Annotated in this window: 17 protein-coding genes; 12 read left to right on the top strand and 5 right to left on the bottom strand. The window is 70.7% G+C overall.

Going from position 1 to position 15,492, the window contains the following annotated elements; all coding sequences use genetic code 11:
* Positions 1-17 precede the first annotated feature (17 nt).
* Complete coding sequence (locus OOK40_RS17475; protein ID WP_266482248.1) at positions 18-443, top strand: OsmC family protein; 426 nt, start codon at positions 18-20, stop codon at positions 441-443.
* 310 nt (positions 444-753) lie between these two features.
* Entirely contained in the window at positions 754-1,647 is an 894-nt protein-coding gene (locus tag OOK40_RS17470) for a PPK2 family polyphosphate kinase (protein WP_266484385.1), read from the top strand.
* Positions 1,648-1,719: 72 nt separating this feature from the next.
* On the opposite strand, the gene OOK40_RS17465 is transcribed toward OOK40_RS17470, so the two are convergent.
* The gene (locus OOK40_RS17465; RefSeq protein WP_266482246.1) at positions 1,720-2,133 is read right to left on the bottom strand and encodes an organic hydroperoxide resistance protein; all 414 of its coding nucleotides are present in this window, start codon (positions 2,131-2,133) and stop codon (positions 1,720-1,722) included.
* 97 nt (positions 2,134-2,230) lie between these two features.
* On the opposite strand from OOK40_RS17465, the gene OOK40_RS17460 reads away from it, so the two are divergent.
* Complete coding sequence (locus tag OOK40_RS17460; protein ID WP_266482243.1) at positions 2,231-2,728, top strand: MarR family winged helix-turn-helix transcriptional regulator; 498 nt, start codon at positions 2,231-2,233, stop codon at positions 2,726-2,728.
* Between the two features lie 66 nt (positions 2,729-2,794).
* On the opposite strand, the gene OOK40_RS17455 is transcribed toward OOK40_RS17460, so the two are convergent.
* Positions 2,795-4,009 (bottom strand): S1 family peptidase, encoded by a 1,215-nt coding sequence (locus tag OOK40_RS17455; protein ID WP_266482240.1) that lies wholly within the window; start codon positions 4,007-4,009, stop codon positions 2,795-2,797.
* A 141-nt stretch (positions 4,010-4,150) separates the two neighbouring features.
* Positions 4,151-4,636, bottom strand: a complete 486-nt coding sequence (locus tag OOK40_RS17450) for a hypothetical protein (RefSeq protein ID WP_266482237.1) — start codon at positions 4,634-4,636, stop codon at positions 4,151-4,153.
* A gap of 114 nt (positions 4,637-4,750) precedes the next feature.
* Between OOK40_RS17450 and OOK40_RS17445 the strand changes: the two genes are divergently transcribed.
* Both OOK40_RS17445 and OOK40_RS17440 read left to right on the top strand, forming a co-directional pair.
* A complete protein-coding gene (locus OOK40_RS17445; protein ID WP_266482234.1) occupies positions 4,751-5,263 on the top strand; it encodes a MarR family winged helix-turn-helix transcriptional regulator in 513 nt (170 codons plus the stop codon).
* 125 nt (positions 5,264-5,388) lie between these two features.
* A complete protein-coding gene (locus OOK40_RS17440; protein WP_266482232.1) occupies positions 5,389-6,219 on the top strand; it encodes a polysaccharide deacetylase family protein in 831 nt (276 codons plus the stop codon).
* A gap of 362 nt (positions 6,220-6,581) precedes the next feature.
* Here OOK40_RS17440 and OOK40_RS17435 read toward each other — a convergent pair whose 3' ends face one another.
* Positions 6,582-7,256: an AIM24 family protein gene (locus OOK40_RS17435; RefSeq protein ID WP_266482229.1), complete on the bottom strand. Its 675-nt coding sequence runs from the start codon at positions 7,254-7,256 to the stop codon at positions 6,582-6,584.
* Between the two features lie 51 nt (positions 7,257-7,307).
* Between OOK40_RS17435 and OOK40_RS17430 the strand changes: the two genes are divergently transcribed.
* The 7 genes from OOK40_RS17430 to OOK40_RS17400 all read left to right on the top strand — a co-directional run bounded on the left by OOK40_RS17430 (position 7,308) and on the right by OOK40_RS17400 (position 14,742).
* Positions 7,308-8,057: a peptidyl-tRNA hydrolase gene (locus OOK40_RS17430; RefSeq protein WP_266482226.1), complete on the top strand. Its 750-nt coding sequence runs from the start codon at positions 7,308-7,310 to the stop codon at positions 8,055-8,057.
* Between the two features lie 107 nt (positions 8,058-8,164).
* Positions 8,165-8,926, top strand: a complete 762-nt coding sequence (locus OOK40_RS17425; RefSeq protein WP_266482223.1) for a DUF4142 domain-containing protein — start codon at positions 8,165-8,167, stop codon at positions 8,924-8,926.
* 156 nt (positions 8,927-9,082) lie between these two features.
* On the top strand, positions 9,083-10,387 hold the full coding sequence (locus OOK40_RS17420) for a DUF692 domain-containing protein (protein ID WP_266482220.1): 1,305 nt from the start codon (positions 9,083-9,085) through the stop codon (positions 10,385-10,387).
* Between the two features lie 6 nt (positions 10,388-10,393).
* On the top strand, positions 10,394-11,377 hold the full coding sequence (locus OOK40_RS17415) for a TIGR04222 domain-containing membrane protein (protein ID WP_266482217.1): 984 nt from the start codon (positions 10,394-10,396) through the stop codon (positions 11,375-11,377).
* A gap of 93 nt (positions 11,378-11,470) precedes the next feature.
* Positions 11,471-12,226: a DUF4142 domain-containing protein gene (locus OOK40_RS17410; protein ID WP_266482215.1), complete on the top strand. Its 756-nt coding sequence runs from the start codon at positions 11,471-11,473 to the stop codon at positions 12,224-12,226.
* 64 nt (positions 12,227-12,290) lie between these two features.
* On the top strand, positions 12,291-13,052 hold the full coding sequence (locus tag OOK40_RS17405) for a TIGR04222 domain-containing membrane protein (RefSeq protein WP_266482213.1): 762 nt from the start codon (positions 12,291-12,293) through the stop codon (positions 13,050-13,052).
* An 88-nt stretch (positions 13,053-13,140) separates the two neighbouring features.
* Positions 13,141-14,742 carry an alpha/beta hydrolase gene (locus OOK40_RS17400; RefSeq protein WP_266482211.1) on the top strand — a complete coding sequence of 534 codons (1,602 nt, stop codon included), beginning with the start codon at positions 13,141-13,143 and terminating at the stop codon, positions 14,740-14,742.
* A gap of 33 nt (positions 14,743-14,775) precedes the next feature.
* On the opposite strand, the gene hemQ is transcribed toward OOK40_RS17400, so the two are convergent.
* Positions 14,776-15,489 carry a hydrogen peroxide-dependent heme synthase gene (gene hemQ, locus OOK40_RS17395; RefSeq protein WP_266482208.1) on the bottom strand — a complete coding sequence of 238 codons (714 nt, stop codon included), beginning with the start codon at positions 15,487-15,489 and terminating at the stop codon, positions 14,776-14,778.
* Between the last annotated feature and the right edge of the window lie 3 nt (positions 15,490-15,492).

Raw genomic sequence — 15,492 nt, 5'->3', positions numbered from 1 at the left:
GACCGAAGGGAACCATCATGGCCGCTACGCGTACCGCCCACACCATCTGGGAGGGCGACCTCCTCAAGGGCTCGGGCGAGGTCACCCTCGACTCCTCCGGCAACGGCACCTTCGCCGTCTCGTGGCCGGCCCGCACCGAGCAGCCCGGCGGCAAGACCAGCCCGGAGGAACTGATCGCGGCCGCCCACTCCAGCTGCTACTCGATGGCGTTCTCCAACATCCTGGCCAAGGCCGGCCACGCGCCGACCCGCCTGGAGACCAAGGCCGACGTCACCTTCGTGCCCGGCGAGGGCATTACCGGCAGCCACATCACCGTCCGCGGTGAGGTCCCGGGCCTGGACAAGGACCGCTTTCTCGAGCTGGCCGAGGACGCCAAGAAGAACTGCCCCGTGAGCCAGGCGCTGGCCGGAACGACGATCACCCTGACCGCCGAACTCGCCTGACGCCCCGCTCGGCCCAGCCACACCACGAGGCACCGTGGCCCGCACGGTCAGATGTGTCACGAATCTGAGTGATACACGCGTGCGGGTCACATCTCCTGTCGTCCGGCAAGGAGTTGCACCACCACGATCGACGCGCCGGCGGGCACACACGGGCAGCGGGTTCACCGGCGCCGCGGCGACCGCCTCCGCGCCGGACCTGCTCTTCCACCACACCACGCTCGCGGCAACCGGTGTTCCGTCGGAGGATCGAGGGAACGACCGGAGCCGGAAGGGGTGCACTGTGGCCACGAAGGACGAGCAGGAGCCGGCCATGGAGCCGCAGGACCACACGGGGAAGGACGGAACGAAGCAGCAGGAGCCTCCGGCACCGCTCCGTGAGCTGCTGCGCGTCCCCGGCGGCGAGCACGTCGACCTCTCCGCCTACGAGGCCGACGCCACCCCGGCCGGCCCCCAGGACAAGGCCGCCGGCCTGGCCGCGACCGCCCGGATGGCTGAACGTCTCGCCAATCTCCAGGACCGGCTCCACGCGTCGAGCACGGCGGGCGACCGCCGTCGCATCCTGCTCGTGCTCCAGGGCATGGACACCAGCGGCAAGGGCGGCACTGTCAGGCACGTCGCCGGCCTCTTCAACCCGTCCGGCTGCCGGATCAAGGCCTTCAAGGCCCCGACCCCTGAGGACAAGTACCATCCGTTCCTCTGGCGGATCATCAACGCCCTGCCGCAGCCGGGCGAGATCGGGATCTTCGACCGCTCGCACTACGAGGACGTACTGATCGCCCGGGTCCGTGAACTGGTGCCGCGCAAGCAGCTCGGCCCCCGCTATGCCGAGATCAACCGCTTCGAGGAGGGCCTGGTCAAGGAGGGGGTCACGATGGTGAAGGTGTTCTTGCACATCAGTTACGAGCAGCAGCGCCGCCGTCTGCTGGCGCGCCTCGACAACCCCGACAAGCACTGGAAGTTCGACCCGGGCGACATCGAGGAGCGCGCCGTGTGGCCCGAATATCAGAAGGCGTACGCGATCGCTCTGGAGCGTTGCTCGACGGAGGCGGCGCCCTGGTATCTCGTACCGTCCGACCGCAAGTGGTACCGGAACTGGGCGGTCAGCAAGCTGCTCCTCGAACATCTCGAGGCGCTGGATCCGCAGTATCCCCCAGCCGACTTCGATGTCGACGAGTGCCGCAAACGGCTGGTGGAGATGCCTTAGGCGGTGTCCGCCGGGACACCCCTGAGCCCCGTCGCCGAATCGTGGCGACGGGGCTCAGGGGTGTCCGGGTGACTACTCGATGACGAGCTCGACCGGCAGGTTGCCGCGGGTCGCCTTGGAGTACGGGCAGTAGGCGTGGGTCTTCTCCAGCAGGTCACGGCCCGCCTCGCCCTGGAGGTGGTCGGGCAGCTCGACGCGCATGATCACGGAGAGGCCGAAGCCGCCGTCGGTGTCCTTGCCGATGCTGACCTCGGCGGTCACCGAGGCGTCCTTGACGTCGATCTTCTCCTGGCGGCCTATGGCCCCCATGGCGCTGGCGAAGCAGGCGGCGTACCCGGCGGCGAAGAGCTGCTCGGGGTTGGTGCCCTGTCCGTTGCCGCCCAGGGCCTGGGGGAAGGCTAGCGGCAGGTCGATGTGGCCGTCGGAGCTGACAGCGCGGCCATCACGGCCATTGGCGGTGGCGACAGCGGTGTAGAGCGCGTCCATGAGTTGCATCCCTCTTCGTCCGTGGGGAACCGATGGCGTAACTACAGCACACAATTCAGTTGTGCACAACTCAGTGATGCGCAGGTATGCTGTCTCCATGGAGAAGAAGACGCTGACGACCGTGCCGGACGAGGACTTCCTGCGCCTGGAACACCAGATCTGCTTCTCGCTGCACGCCGCGTCCCGCGCCTTCAACGGTGTCTACCGGGATACGCTCAAGGATCTGAACCTCACCTATCCGCAGTACCTGGTGATGCTGGTCCTCTGGGAGCACGGCGAGCTGCCGGTGAAGCGGATCGGTGAGTATCTGCGACTCGACTCGGGCACCCTGTCACCCCTGCTCAAGCGACTGGAGGCGGCGGGTTACGTGGAGCGGCGGCGCAGCCCCGAGGACGAGCGCTCCGTCACCGCACGCCCCACCGCCGCGGGCGCCGGGCTCCGCGAGCAGGCGCTCGGCGTACCGCGCAGGATCGCCGCGGCCACGGGCCTGTCCCTGGAGCGGATCCGGCAGCTGCGCACCGATCTCGAAGCCCTGACCGCGAGTCTGGACGGCAGCGGCCCGGACCCTTCCGCCTGCGCGAGCGCCGACGACTGAGGCTGCAGGCACAAGGGCCCTGGGCATCCGTGGACGCCCAGGGCTCTTGTGTCCGTCCGTAGAGGATCAGCCGTTCTGGCCCGCGCCGTCGTCGGCCGCGCCGCCGCCGTTCTCCTCGGCGCCGCCACCCTGGCCGTCGTCCTGACCGCCACCGCCGCCGTCGCCGATCTGCGCGCCCACCGCGGCCAGCGCCGTCGTCACCGGCTGGAAGAAGGTCTCGCCGCCCTGGGTGCAGTCTCCGCTGCCGCCCGAGGTGAGGCCGATCGCGCTTCCCTCCCTGGTGAACAGCGCACCGCCGCTGTCACCCGGCTCCGCACACACATCGGTCTGGATGAGCCCGCTGACGGTGCCCTCCGGGTAGTTGACCGTGGCGTTGAGCCCGGTGACCGCGCCGTCCTTGAGGCCGGTGGTGCTGCCCATACGGAACACCTGCTGGCCGACGGCTGCCTCGGCCGCCTGCGTGATTGCCACGGTCTGCCCATTGCCCAGGTCGACCGCGCTCGCGGCCTGGGTCGCCGGGTCGTCGTACTTCACCAGCGCGAAGTCGCCGTCACCCGGGAACGTCGCCTCCTGGACCGTGCCGATGGGCTGACCGTTCGCGGCCTCCGACCACTGCTCTGCCGCGACACCGCAGTGGCCCGCGGTCAGGAAGCCCGGGCTGCCGTCCTGGGTGGTCACATTGAAGCCGAGCGAACAGCGGGAGCCGCCACCGAAGATGGCGTCGCCGCCCTCCAGGAACGGTTTGAACTCACCCGTGGACTTCTGGATCCGGGCCACACCGTCACCGAGGGACTTCACTGCCGTCTCGAGTCTGTCCCAGCGCTCGCCGGAGACCGTACGGTCCGCCGTGACGAGGATCTGGTTGGTCTTCGGGTCGACGGCCCACGCGGTTCCCGGGATGGTGGCCTTCGCGGCCAGCGTGCTCGCGGCTGACTTCAGTTCGCCCGTGCTGTTCTCGACACTCCGCGCCACGGCGCCGGCCTTGTTGACCTCGTGGGCGACGTTGTCGTTGTCGCCCACGACATTGACGACCAGCTGCTGCTTCTCGGCGTCGTAGTAGGCCCCGCCGTAGGCCTCACCGAGCTTCTTGCCCAGCTGCGAGACGAGTTCGGCCGCCGATGCGGCGCTCATCGTCCTGGGGGCCGAACCCGCCTGCGACTGTGTGTCGGATCCGGACTGGGAAGCGTTCGCTTGGGGCAGCAGGATGGCCGCTGCGGCGATGCCCACCGCCCCGGCTCCCGCGAGAACGGCCTTCCGTTTGGGTATTCGCCTGTGACTCAACTCGTCGCCTCCTGATGGGGGTACGGAGTCCGGTTGCCGACGGAAACCGGGGGGACGCGTCCGCCCCTAGATACGGACGGGGCGGGAGTTGTACTCACCCACAGCGCGAAAAGGTCTTCTGACGGACCGTAAGGCAAAGCTCTACGAGGGCAGTTGGCTGCCGCAACGGCTGCAGTAGCGTGCACCGATCTCCGCGGCAGGGCGGTCGCAGCCGGGGCAGACCCGGTCGAGCAGACACGCCGCCTCGCCCCCTTCCGCCTGCGCGGCGCTGCGGATGGCGAGGCCCGGACGACGGCGGTGCGCCGTGACGTAGACCAGGCCGTCCTCGTCGGCGAAGAGCGCGCGGCGGGTGCCGCGCGGAAGCCACGCCACGCACCCGGTCTCCAGCGACTGACGGCTGCCGTCGGCCTCCAGCCGGCCGCTGCCGCCCAGCACGCAGAGCAACACGTCGAGATCCGGGTCGACATGGCCGGTGACCCGGGTACCGGGCAGCATGCGGATGACATTCGCGTCCAGCTGCCGCCCTTCGGCGGAGAGCCGCCACAAGGCACCGCCGCGGTCGGCGGGTTCCTCGTGCAGCAGCTCGGCTATCCGGGCGAGCACGCCCACCGCAGGGGCCATAGACATGTCATTCCTCCTGAGCACGGCGTCCCTCCGGGTCCGGCATTCTTGCACAGTGCAAAGGACTCGGGCGGCTGAACGGGATGCGGGGGCCGGCATCCGCGCAGGATAGAAAGGGGCATGGCAGAGCAGAGGCGCGCCGTCGGCGCCATGGACGACGTGGAGGCGGTGACCCGCGCCGTACTGACCGCGTCCCGGTTGCTGGTCGCGGTGTCCGCGCGCTCCCTGACCTCCGTCGAGGACCGGGTGACGCTCCCCCAGTTCCGGCTGCTGGTCGTGCTGTCCACGCACGGTGCCGCCAAGCTCGTCGTGCTCGCGGAGCGGCTCGCGGTCAGCCCCTCGACGGCGATGCGCATGGTGGACCGGCTGATCGCCGTCGGCCTGGTGGACCGGCGGACCAATCAGGACGACCGGCGCGAGACCGTACTGCGGCTGACGCCGGAGGGCGTACGGATCGTCGAGGACGTCATGGCCAGGCGCCACAAGGAGATCGCATCGATCGTGGAGCGGCTGGCACCCGGGCAGCGCGCCGCGCTGATCGCCGCCCTGACCGCGTTCACCGAGGCGGGCGGGGAGACGGAGCTCCCGGAGCGCCCCGGCGGACTGCACCCGCTGGGCTGGACGGGAGCCTGAGTCGGGCCTGAGTCGGGGCCTGGGCCCGCGCCCTGACGGAACCTAACCCTGACGCACGTACGCCACGCACTCCGATAGTCATACTGTTCGGATATTTTCCGTCAGTGATCACTTTTGTACGAAGAATGGCGACAGCTGTCGTCATGGGCACCGTGCTCGTCGGCTGCTCCGGCGGCAACGGCGGCGGTCCCGCGAAGCCCGCCCCCGCCGCACCCAAGCACGGTAAGCCGCTGACGGACACGGCACGGACGGCGCCGACCGTGGCACCCGGGCCCGGTGGACTGACCCCCGTCTTCGAGCGCGCGGCCGAGCCGGCCACCAGGGTCGAGAAGACGGTCGCGCTGACCTTCGACGCCGACATGACCGCCGGCCAGGGGCCCCGGGCCGCGCGTGGCGAACACTTCGACAACCCCGCCCTCATCGCCTCGCTGCGGAAGCTGAACGTCCCCTCGACCATCTTCATGACGGGCCGCTGGGCCGATCAGTACCCGGACCAGGCGAAGGCGATCGGCAACGATCCGCTCTTCGAGATCGCCAACCACTCCTACAGCCACTACGCCTTCGCATCCCCCTGCTACGGCCTGCCGGTGGTGGCGAAGAACGCCATGCAGGCCGATGTGGACCGGGCCTTCGCCGCGTTCCGGAAGGCCGGGGTGCGCAATGTGGTGCCGTACTTCCGCTTCCCCGGCGGCTGCTACAACGACGAGGCCCTGCGCGCCATCGCCCCCACGAAAGTGACCGCGGTCCAGTGGGACGTCGTCAGCGGCGACGCCTTCGCGACGGATGCCGACGCGGTCGCCGAGCAGGTGCTGGCGGGGGTCCGGCCGGGGTCCCTGGTGGTCATGCACTGCACGCGCAGCGCGGCGCCGGTCACGGAGCAGGCGCTCAGGAGGATCGTGCCCGAACTGCGCAGGCGGGGCTACCGCCTGGTGAAGGTCTCGGATCTGATGCGGTGATCGCCCGTGGTCAGGTCAGCCCGAGCATGCCGTCCGCTGGGCTTCGTGCCACTCGCAGACCGGGCACAGCGTCACGCCCTTGACCGACTCCGGGTCGCGGCGGCCGGGCGCCTCGGCCGCCACGCCTAGGGCGTGTTTGAGAAGTAGCGCCGTCCGCCCGAAGGGCGGGCCCCGCGGCGTCTGGTGCGTGCAATCGCAAGGCGGTGGGGGCACCCCCGGACGAAGTCTGGGGGAGATCGCCCTCGTACTGGACGTACTTGGGCGACTCCGACAACACCGCGAGTGCACGTGCCAGGCGTCGCGGGGTGGGGGTACCTCCCAGGCGAAGCTCTGGGGGAGGGACTTCTAGAACACGCCCTAGCTCAGCTTGCCGACGCCTGCGGGGTGAGCTCGCTGGGACGGACGATCACGAAACCCTCGCCCTGGAGCATCAGCTGGACGGCCTCGCCCGAGCCGCCGCGGATCATCGAGCCGACCGACTGCGAGCGGTGCAGCGACGTGTTGAGCTGAGCGCTCCAGCCGACCACGGCGTCGGTGTCGACGTACACGGGCTGCTGGCCGGTCACCGGGATCACGATGGGGTTGCCGTCGCAGATGACGGCGAGCTTCCCGTAGCCGGTGAAGACACTGTTGAACAGGCCGCCGCCGGACATGCCGGCGCCCTTCACGGTCTTGATCTCGTACGAGAGTGTGGCGTCGAAACACAGGACGTTGCGGCCGTTGATGGTGAGCGCGTCGCCCTGGTCGATGTCGACGATGAAACAGTTCTGCGCCTCGTGCGCGAACCATGCCTCGCCCTGGCCGCGGACCGCCATCAGGGCCAGGCCCTCGCCCGTGACGGCGCGCTTGAGCATGCCGCCTATGCCCTGGCCCTTGCGCTCGAACTGGAGGTTGCCGCGGAAGGCGATCATCGATCCTTGCCGCGCGTGCATCTCGCCGTTGACGGCGTACTTGATCAACTTGGCGTTCTGCAGGCTCATACCGGGCACGGTGGCCTGCTGTGCCATGTTCTCGGAAGCGAAGAGATCACTTTTCATGGGGAGCATCGTCGCCCGGACGACTCCGTTCCGCCAACAGTCCTTCAAGGCATGGCGCGGGCGGCTGGCAGACTGGCCGGTGTGAGCAGCGAAGAACCCGCAACAGCCGACAGTCCCTTCCGGCACGAGAGCACCGCCCGTGACGCGGCCCCTCAGTTCGTGCTGCCGCTCGTCGTGCGGATCGAGAAGGCCGAACCCCCGGCCCGTACCGACGCGCTGGAGGCCGCTGCCCGCGCCGTGCTCGACATCCTCGCCGACGAGCGTTCGCTGGGCGACGGAGAGTGGGCGCAGGCGATGCGGGACTGGCAGGACGCCCGTATCCGCAAGGTGGTGCGCAGGGCGCGGGGCGCGGAGTGGCGCAAGGCGGCGGCGCTGCCGGGCATCACGGTCACGCAGGGAAGGGCCGAGGTTCGGGTCTTCCCGCCCGTCCCATTGGACGGCTGGCCCAAGGAGCTGGCCAAGCTCCAGGTCTCGGGCACCGACCTGGACGATCCCGAACCGCCCGCCGCACCCGACCTCGCGGGCCCGGTGCTGTGGCTCAGCCCCGAGCTGGACATGTCGGCTGGCAAGGCGATGGCACAGGCCGGGCACGGCGCCCAACTCGCCTGGTGGGAGCTGTCGGAGGCGGACCGCAAGGCGTGGAGGGAGGCCGGTTTCCCGCTGGCGGTGCGCACCGCCGAGCCGGCGCACTGGCAAGACCTCACGGTCAGCGGCCTGCCGGTGGTCCGCGACGCCGGCTTCACGGAGATCGTTCCGGGGTCCTGCACGGTGGTCGCCGATCATCCGTCGCTGCGCGGCTGAACACCGGGGACCCCCCTTACGTACCTCTCAGTACCGCCCTTTATTTTGAACCGCGGTTCAACGGGCGGTTGGTTGCCGTGTAACGCATCGGCTCTGGAGGCACATTGTTGCGGCGCATCAACGGGACAGCACTCATCATCGCGGCTCTGGTCGCCACGGTAGGGGCTCTCGCGTTCCCCGTGTGGTCATACGCGGACCGTTCCGGCACCGGTCAGGACAACCTCAACGCCGCGAGTGTGGGGACCCAGTGGGGGCCGCTGTCGGCCACGGACCGCGATTTCCTGGTGAGGGTCCGACTGGCCGGGCTGTGGGAGCTGCCCGCGGGGCAGCAGGCGATCGAACGCGCGCCGTCCAAGGCGATCAAGGACGCGGGTGACCATCTCGTCGTCGGCCACACCGACCTCGACAAGCGGGTACGCGATGTGTCGGCGAAGCTCGGTGTCGAGCTGCCGAACCAGCCGAACGATCAGCAGCAGGGGTGGCTGCGCGAGCTGTCCGCGGCCAGCGGCCAGGAATACGAGCGCAAGTTCGCGAATCTGCTGCGCAATGCGCACGGCAAGGTCTTCTCGCTGGTCGCCCAGGTCCGGCACACGACCCGGAACACGCTGGTACGCCAGCTGGCGACTGACACGAACCAGACGGTGCTCGACCACATCACCATGCTGGAGGCGACCGGTTTCGTCGACTTCGACGCCCTGGCGAACGAAGCGGCAGGCGGGGCGACGGCCAGCCCGTCCGGTCCGCCGCCGCCGAACGGCAACCTGCCGCCGCAGCCGGCGCCTGCGTCGCCGTCCGGGGACCAGTCGTTCACGTCGCGGCCGTCGACAGGGCCGGGGGCGCCGACGGCGATCAACACGAACCGTCCGTAGCGCGGGGTTTTGCCGCCGGGCGACCAAGGGCGACCTCGGGCGGCCACAGGCGGAACCTCAAATCAACCTCTGAACGTCCCCTCCTCTGGATTCACCGCCGTCCGGCGGGGCCATAGGCCCTGCACGCACCGTCACACGGCGCAGGGGAGGGGACCCATGGAACTCGGTATCGGTATCGGCTGGCGCCCGGAGATCGCGGACGCGGTGGAGGAACTGCCAGGCGTCGACTGGGTCGAGGTCGTCGCCGAGAACATCTGCCCGGGCCATCTGCCCGCCGCCCTGACCCGGCTGCGCTCGCGCGGCACCCGGATCATCCCGCACGGCGTCTCCCTCGGCCTGGGCGGCGCGGACCGTCCGTCGGAGCAGCGGCTCGCGGACCTGGCGGAGCGCGCGACGGCGCTGGGGGCGCCGCTGGTCACCGAACACATCGCGTTCGTACGGGCCGGAGGCGTGCTCACCGCGTCCCCGCAGCTGGAGGCGGGCCACCTGCTGCCGGTGCCGCGCACCTGGGACGCGCTGAAGGTGCTCTGCGAGAACGTCCGCATCGCGCAGGACTCGCTCCCGGTGCCGCTGGCACTGGAGAACATCGCGGCCCTGATCTCCTGGCCGGACGAGGAACTCACGGAGGGCCAGTTCCTGGCGGAACTGGTGGACCGGACAGGCGTGGGCCTGCTGATAGACGTGGCCAACCTCCACACGAACCACGTCAACCGTGGCGAGCACCCGGTGAAGGCACTGGACGAGCTCCCGGTGGAGGCGATCGCGTACGTCCACGTGGCGGGCGGCATCGAACGCGACGGCATCTGGCACGACACCCACGCCCACCCGGTCACCCAACCGGTCCTGGACATCCTGTCGGCGCTGCGGGACCGGGTGACGCCGCCGGGAGTGCTGCTGGAACGGGACGACGACTTTCCCCCCGCCGAGGAGCTGGCGGCGGAACTGACAGCGATCCGCACGACCGTGGGTGTGGGGACGGCGCCGGTACACCGAGGTGCGGGCTCGAACGGGCCCGGCGGGGCACGCCCCCAGGAGCGGGGAGGCGCGGACCCCGGTGCGCGCGAGCGGCTCGCACTCGGTCAGGCCGCCCTCCTGTCCGCCCTCGTCGCAGGCACCCCCACCCCCGAAGGCTTCGACTCCCGGCGCCTGCGCGTCCAGAGCCGTGCTCTCGCCGCCAAACGTGCCGATGTCGTCGCCAAGGTCGCTCCCGAGCTGCCCGAGATCCTCGGCAGCGGGTACCGCGATGCGTTCCTCGCGTATGCCAAGTCCCGTCCCATGCGGGCCGGTTACCGCCGTGACGCCCTCGACTTCGCCGAGCAGCTGCTCATCGCGGGGCGCCCCGAGGACGAGACCGCCCGCGGTCTGCTGACCCGCTGGTGGGAGGAGCGCGCCGCCCCGCATCCGCCGCGGCGTGCCACCCGGCTCGTACGCGCCGCCCGTGCGGCCCTCACCCGGAGGTGAACCCCGATGGTCCTGCTCGCCGTTCTCGTCTGGCTCGTCGTCGGCGCGTCCTCCGCCGCGCTGATCGTCCGTTCGTCCTCCGCCCGGCGGAGCCACCCCGCCCCCGGACCCGTCCCGCATGTCTACGAGGCCGCCTTCCTCAGCGGCGGCCCGGCCAGGGTCGTCGACTCGGCGATCGCCGCGCTGCATGCGGACGGCCGGCTGGCGATCGGCGGGCCGGGCATCGTCTCCGTACGCCACCCGCTCGCCCACGACCCGGTCGAGCGCGCGGTGTTCGAGCAGCTGGCCGCCGCCCCGACCGGGGCGCTGCACACGCTGCGCATCGCGGTGATGCGGCACCCCGCCGTGCAGGAGATCGGTGACGGCCTCGCCGCCGGTGGTCTGATGGCGCCGCCGGGGCAGAACCGCGGACTGACGGTATGGGGTGTCACGCAGGGCGTTCTGAGCCTGCTCGCCCTGCCGGTCGCCTTCGTTCTCACCATCATCAGCTTCGTCAGGGACGACGACCCCGGTGTGCCGTTCATCGTCATGGTCCTCCCGGCCCTGATCGCCGGCGGCGTGATCGGGTTCGTCGTGGCGGGCCGCGCGCGGCGCCGGATCACCACGGCCGGGCAGCATGCCCTGCGCTCGTACGCGACCCAGCACGCACAGGGGTTCTCGGCGGCCCATCTCGTCGCGCTGCACGGTCTGCGCGCGGTGCCGGACCCCGCGCTCCAGGCGCAGCTGATCGCCGCGGCCCGTAACCCGGCGGCCCGGACCGGCAGCTACTCGCCGTCGTCCACGGACTATGTGGCCGTGTGGTGTGCCGGGTCGAGCCCGGGATCGGGCTGCGGCAGCTGCGGCGCAGGCAGCGGGTCATCGGGCGGCTCCGGCTCGGCCTGCAGCAGCGGGTCGAGCTGCGGCGGATCGTCCGGTGGCTCCAGCTGCGGCAGTTCGTCCGGGTCCAGTTGCGGATCATCCTCCGGCTCCAGCTGCGGAAGCAGCTCCTGACTCCGCCTCCACGCGCCCACCTCGCACTTGTGCCAACCGCCCTCAGGATCATCACGCAGCCGACTAGCGTGCGGACCGCACGCAGGAGGCACTATGCGTTTCCTCACCGGCACCGGCCTGATCGTCGTCGCCCTGACGGCGACCGTCGCCGCGATCCTCTTCCCCGTCTGGTCGTACGACGACCGCTCAGGAACCGCCGAGGCCAACCTCCGGGCCGGTTCCGTCCCCACCCCCTGGGGCCCGCTGTCCGCCGCCGACCGTGACTTCGTCGTCCGGGTCCGACTCGCCGGCCTGTGGGAGCTGCCCGCAGGCCAGCAGGCCGTGGGCCGCGCCCCCAGCGTCGCGGTCAGGACGGCGGGCGAGCATCTCGTGCAGGGCCACACGTATCTCGACGCCCGCGTCCGCGAGGTCGCGTCCCGGCTCAACCTGGAGCTGCCGAACCAGCCGACCGCCCAGCAGCAGGGCTGGCTGAAGGAGTTCACCAAGGCGCGCGGCCAGGAGTACGAGACGAAGTTCGCCAATATCCTGCGCCGGGCGCATGGCAAGGTCTTCTCGCTCGTCGCCGACATACGCAACAGCACGCGCAACACCCTGGTGCGCGCACTCGCCGACGACGCCAACACCACCGTCCTCGACCACATCAAGATCCTTGAAGCGACCGGTCTCGTCGACTTCGACGCCATCGCGTCAGAGGCGGCAGGCAGCGGGACCGCGCGCCCGACCGGACCGCCGCCGCCCGGACCGGGGGCGACACCGCCACCGGCCCAGGCCGTCACACCCACGCCGACCCCCTCCTTCTCGCTGCCGCCCGCGGCCTCCCGGCCGCGCTCTGACATCACGAACGGATAACGCCACGGTCCGCATGGTGAACAACCCATGGCGCTCCCACGGACACCTCGCGTAGAAACCAGCCATGCTCTGGGTCCTGTTCGTGCTGGTGGCCTGGGCCGCGGCAGGCATCAGCTGCGCCCGGCTCTGCATCGCCACGGTCGAGGCCGCCCGCCCGCCGTCCCCCGAAGAAGGGGCGGGCAAGCGGGAGTTGAGCCTGTACGAGGCGGCGTTCCTGTCCGGCGGTCCGCACCGGGTCGCCGAGCTCACCCTGGTCTCGATGCACCGCCGCCGCATGCTGCTGCTCGCACACACCGGTTGGGCCACGGTCGTCGACCCTGAGGGCGAGGACGACCTGGAGCGTTCGGTCATCGGCGTTATAGGGCCCGCGGGCCAGGCGCGGATAGCGGCGGTACGGGCGGCCGCCTCCGCAGCCGATGCTGTACGGGCCGTCGCCGACCGGCTCGTCAGCGCCGGGCTCGCCGTCCCGGACGGCGCCAGGTCGGGTGTCGCGGCGGCCGTGCGCGCGGTGCAGGGCGCGAGCGTGCTCACGGTCGCGCTGGCGGCGGCCGCCGCGCTGCTCCTCCCTCAGGGACAGGGCACGACGGCACCGGTGCTCGGCTGGTTCGCGCTGCCGCTGCTGCTCACCCTCGGCTGTCTGGCCATCGCGCGCATCGAGGCGCATCCGTACACCCGCTGGGCCTCGCCCGACGGTCAGCGCCTGCTCCGCGCGCTGTCCACCGAGGACTCGCTCACGGCTCTCGCGGTGGGCGGCGTCCGCGCGCTCGACGATCCGAAGCTGCGGGCGGCGCTCACGAGTGGCCGTACGGCGCATCGGAGTCATTGAACCCGACACCGGACATCGGTCCTTTACAACGACAAATGCTCTGACGTTCCCTTTGCCGCACGGCCGGCCTCCGCACGAAGGGAACGCGATGAGAGCAGTGGCGATGTACGGGGCAGTTACAGGCCTCAGCTCCTTGGTCATCACCGCACTGGCCGTCGCCCCGGCCGGCGGCACGAGCACCGCGGACGCCGAGTCGTACGGCACGGCCATCGCGGCCGGGCGCGCCGAGGCCGCGGGCATCTCCTTCGGGCACTGCCCCAAGTCCGAGATGCTCCCCTCCCCCGTCCAGTGCGGCACGGTGAAGGTCCCGCTCGACTACGCCGAGCCGTCGGGCCGTCAGATCTCCCTGACCGTCAGCCGCGTGAAGGCGAGCGGGAGCGCCGCCCAGCACCAGGGCGCCTTCGTCTACAACCCCGGTGGCCCCGGCGCGTCCAGCATGTACTTCCCGCTGGCCGCCCGGCTGCCCGAGTGGAAGCGGATCGCCGAGGCGTACGACATCGTGGGGTACTCCCCGCGCGGTGTCGGCCGCTCGGCCCCGCTGTCCTGCCAGGACCCGGCCGACTTCGGCAAGGCGCCGACGCTGGCCCCGGTGCACCCCTCGCCGTCGTACAAGCAGGAGCGGATCGCGCGGGCGCAGGCGTACGCGCAGGGCTGTGCCCTGGGCGCGGGCGAGGCACTGCGCCACTACACCTCGCTCAACAACGCCCGCGACCTCGATGTGCTGCGGGCGGCGCTCGGCCAGCCGCGGCTGACCTTCATGGGCGCCTCGTACGGAACCTACTTCGGCGCGCTGTACGCGACGCTCTTCCCCTCGCATGTGCGCCGGATGGTCTTCGACTCGGCGGTCAACCCGGAGCCCAAGCAGATCTGGTACCGCAGCAACCTCGACCAGTCGCTCGCCTTCGAGAGCCGCTGGGCGGACTTCCGCGCCTGGATCGCCAAGCACGACGGCACCTTCCACCTGGGCGCCACGCCCGAAGAGGTGGCCATCAGCTACGAGAAGGCGCGCGCCGGCCTCGCCCTGGAGCCGGCGGGCGGCGTCGTCGGTCCCGGCCAGCTGCATGCGGCGTTCCTGGGGGCCGGGTACACCGACGAGTACTGGATCCCGCGCGCCACGGCGCTCTCCGAGTATCTGAAGGGCAATGAGAAGCCGCTGATCAGCCAGGCCGCACCCCGGCCGGAGGAGGCGCGGGAAGCGGAGAACGCCACCGCCGTCTACACCGCCGTGGAGTGCAACGACGCTCCCTGGCCGACCGAGTGGGAGGTCTGGGACCACGACAACACCGCCCTCGCGCGCCGGGCGCCGTTCGAGACCTGGGACAACGCCTTCATGAACCTGCCGTGCGCGTTCTGGCCGACGCCGCGGCAGCAGCCGCTGGATGTGCGTACGAAGAGGGGCGCACTGCCGCCGACGCTGATCCTGGCCGCGGAGCGGGACGCGGCGACACCGTACGAGGGGGCGCGCGAACTGGCGCGGCGGCTGAAGGGTTCCGTGCTGATCACGGAGGAGGACGCCGGTACTCACGGCATCGGTGGCGGGAGCAACAAGTGTGTCAACGCCCACCTGGAGAAGTATCTGCTCAGCGGTGAGACGCCGGTGCGGCGCGCTTCGTGCGCGCCGCACCCGGAGCCGGACCCGGTGTCGCTGGAGCGGCCCGCGGGCACCCCGAAGGTGCCGCACGCCCTCTGATCTTCCGGGTCGGGGTCCCTGGGGAGTCGGAGGTCAGGCGAGCCCCGACACCAGCTCCGCGAGGGATTTCCGCCGCCCCGTGTAGAACGGCACCTCTTCGCGGACGTGCATCCGCGCCTCGGACGCGCGCAGATGACGCATCAGGTCGACGATCCGGTGCAGCTCGTCCGCCTCGAAGGCCAGGAGCCACTCGTAGTCGCCGAGCGAGAACGACGCGACCGTGTTGGCGCGCACGTCCGGGTAGCCGCGAGCCATCTTGCCGTGGTCGGCGAGCATCCGGCGGCGGTCCTCGTCGGGCAGCAGGTACCAGTCGTAGGAGCGCACGAAGGGGTAGACCGAGACGTAGTTGCGCGGCGTCTCGTCGGCCAGGAAGGCCGGGATGTGCGACTTGTTGAACTCCGCGGGGCGGTGCAGCGCCATGTTCGACCAGACCGGGTCCAGAGCGCGGCCGAGTTTCGTGCGGCGGAAGAGGTTGTACGCCTCCTGCAGCTCGTCCGCGGTCTCGGCGTGCCACCAGATCATGACGTCGGCGTCGGCCCGCAGCCCGGACAGGTCGTACGTGCCGCGCACGGTGACATCCTTGGCGGCGAGCTGGTCGAACAGCTCCTGGACCTCGTCCGCGTAGCCGGACCGGTCCTCGGGAAGTACATCGCGCAGCTTGAAGACGGACCACAGCGTGTACCGGATGACCTCATTGAGGTCCTTGGCCTTCTTGCCTGCGTTCGGGATCTTTTCGGGCGCACTCATGGG

This window comes from Streptomyces sp. NBC_01481 (assembly GCF_026339995.1).
GTDB lineage: Bacteria > Actinomycetota > Actinomycetes > Streptomycetales > Streptomycetaceae > Streptomyces.
The sequence above is the reverse complement of the archived record's forward strand: the minus strand, read 5'-3'. Positions and strand labels throughout refer to the sequence as shown.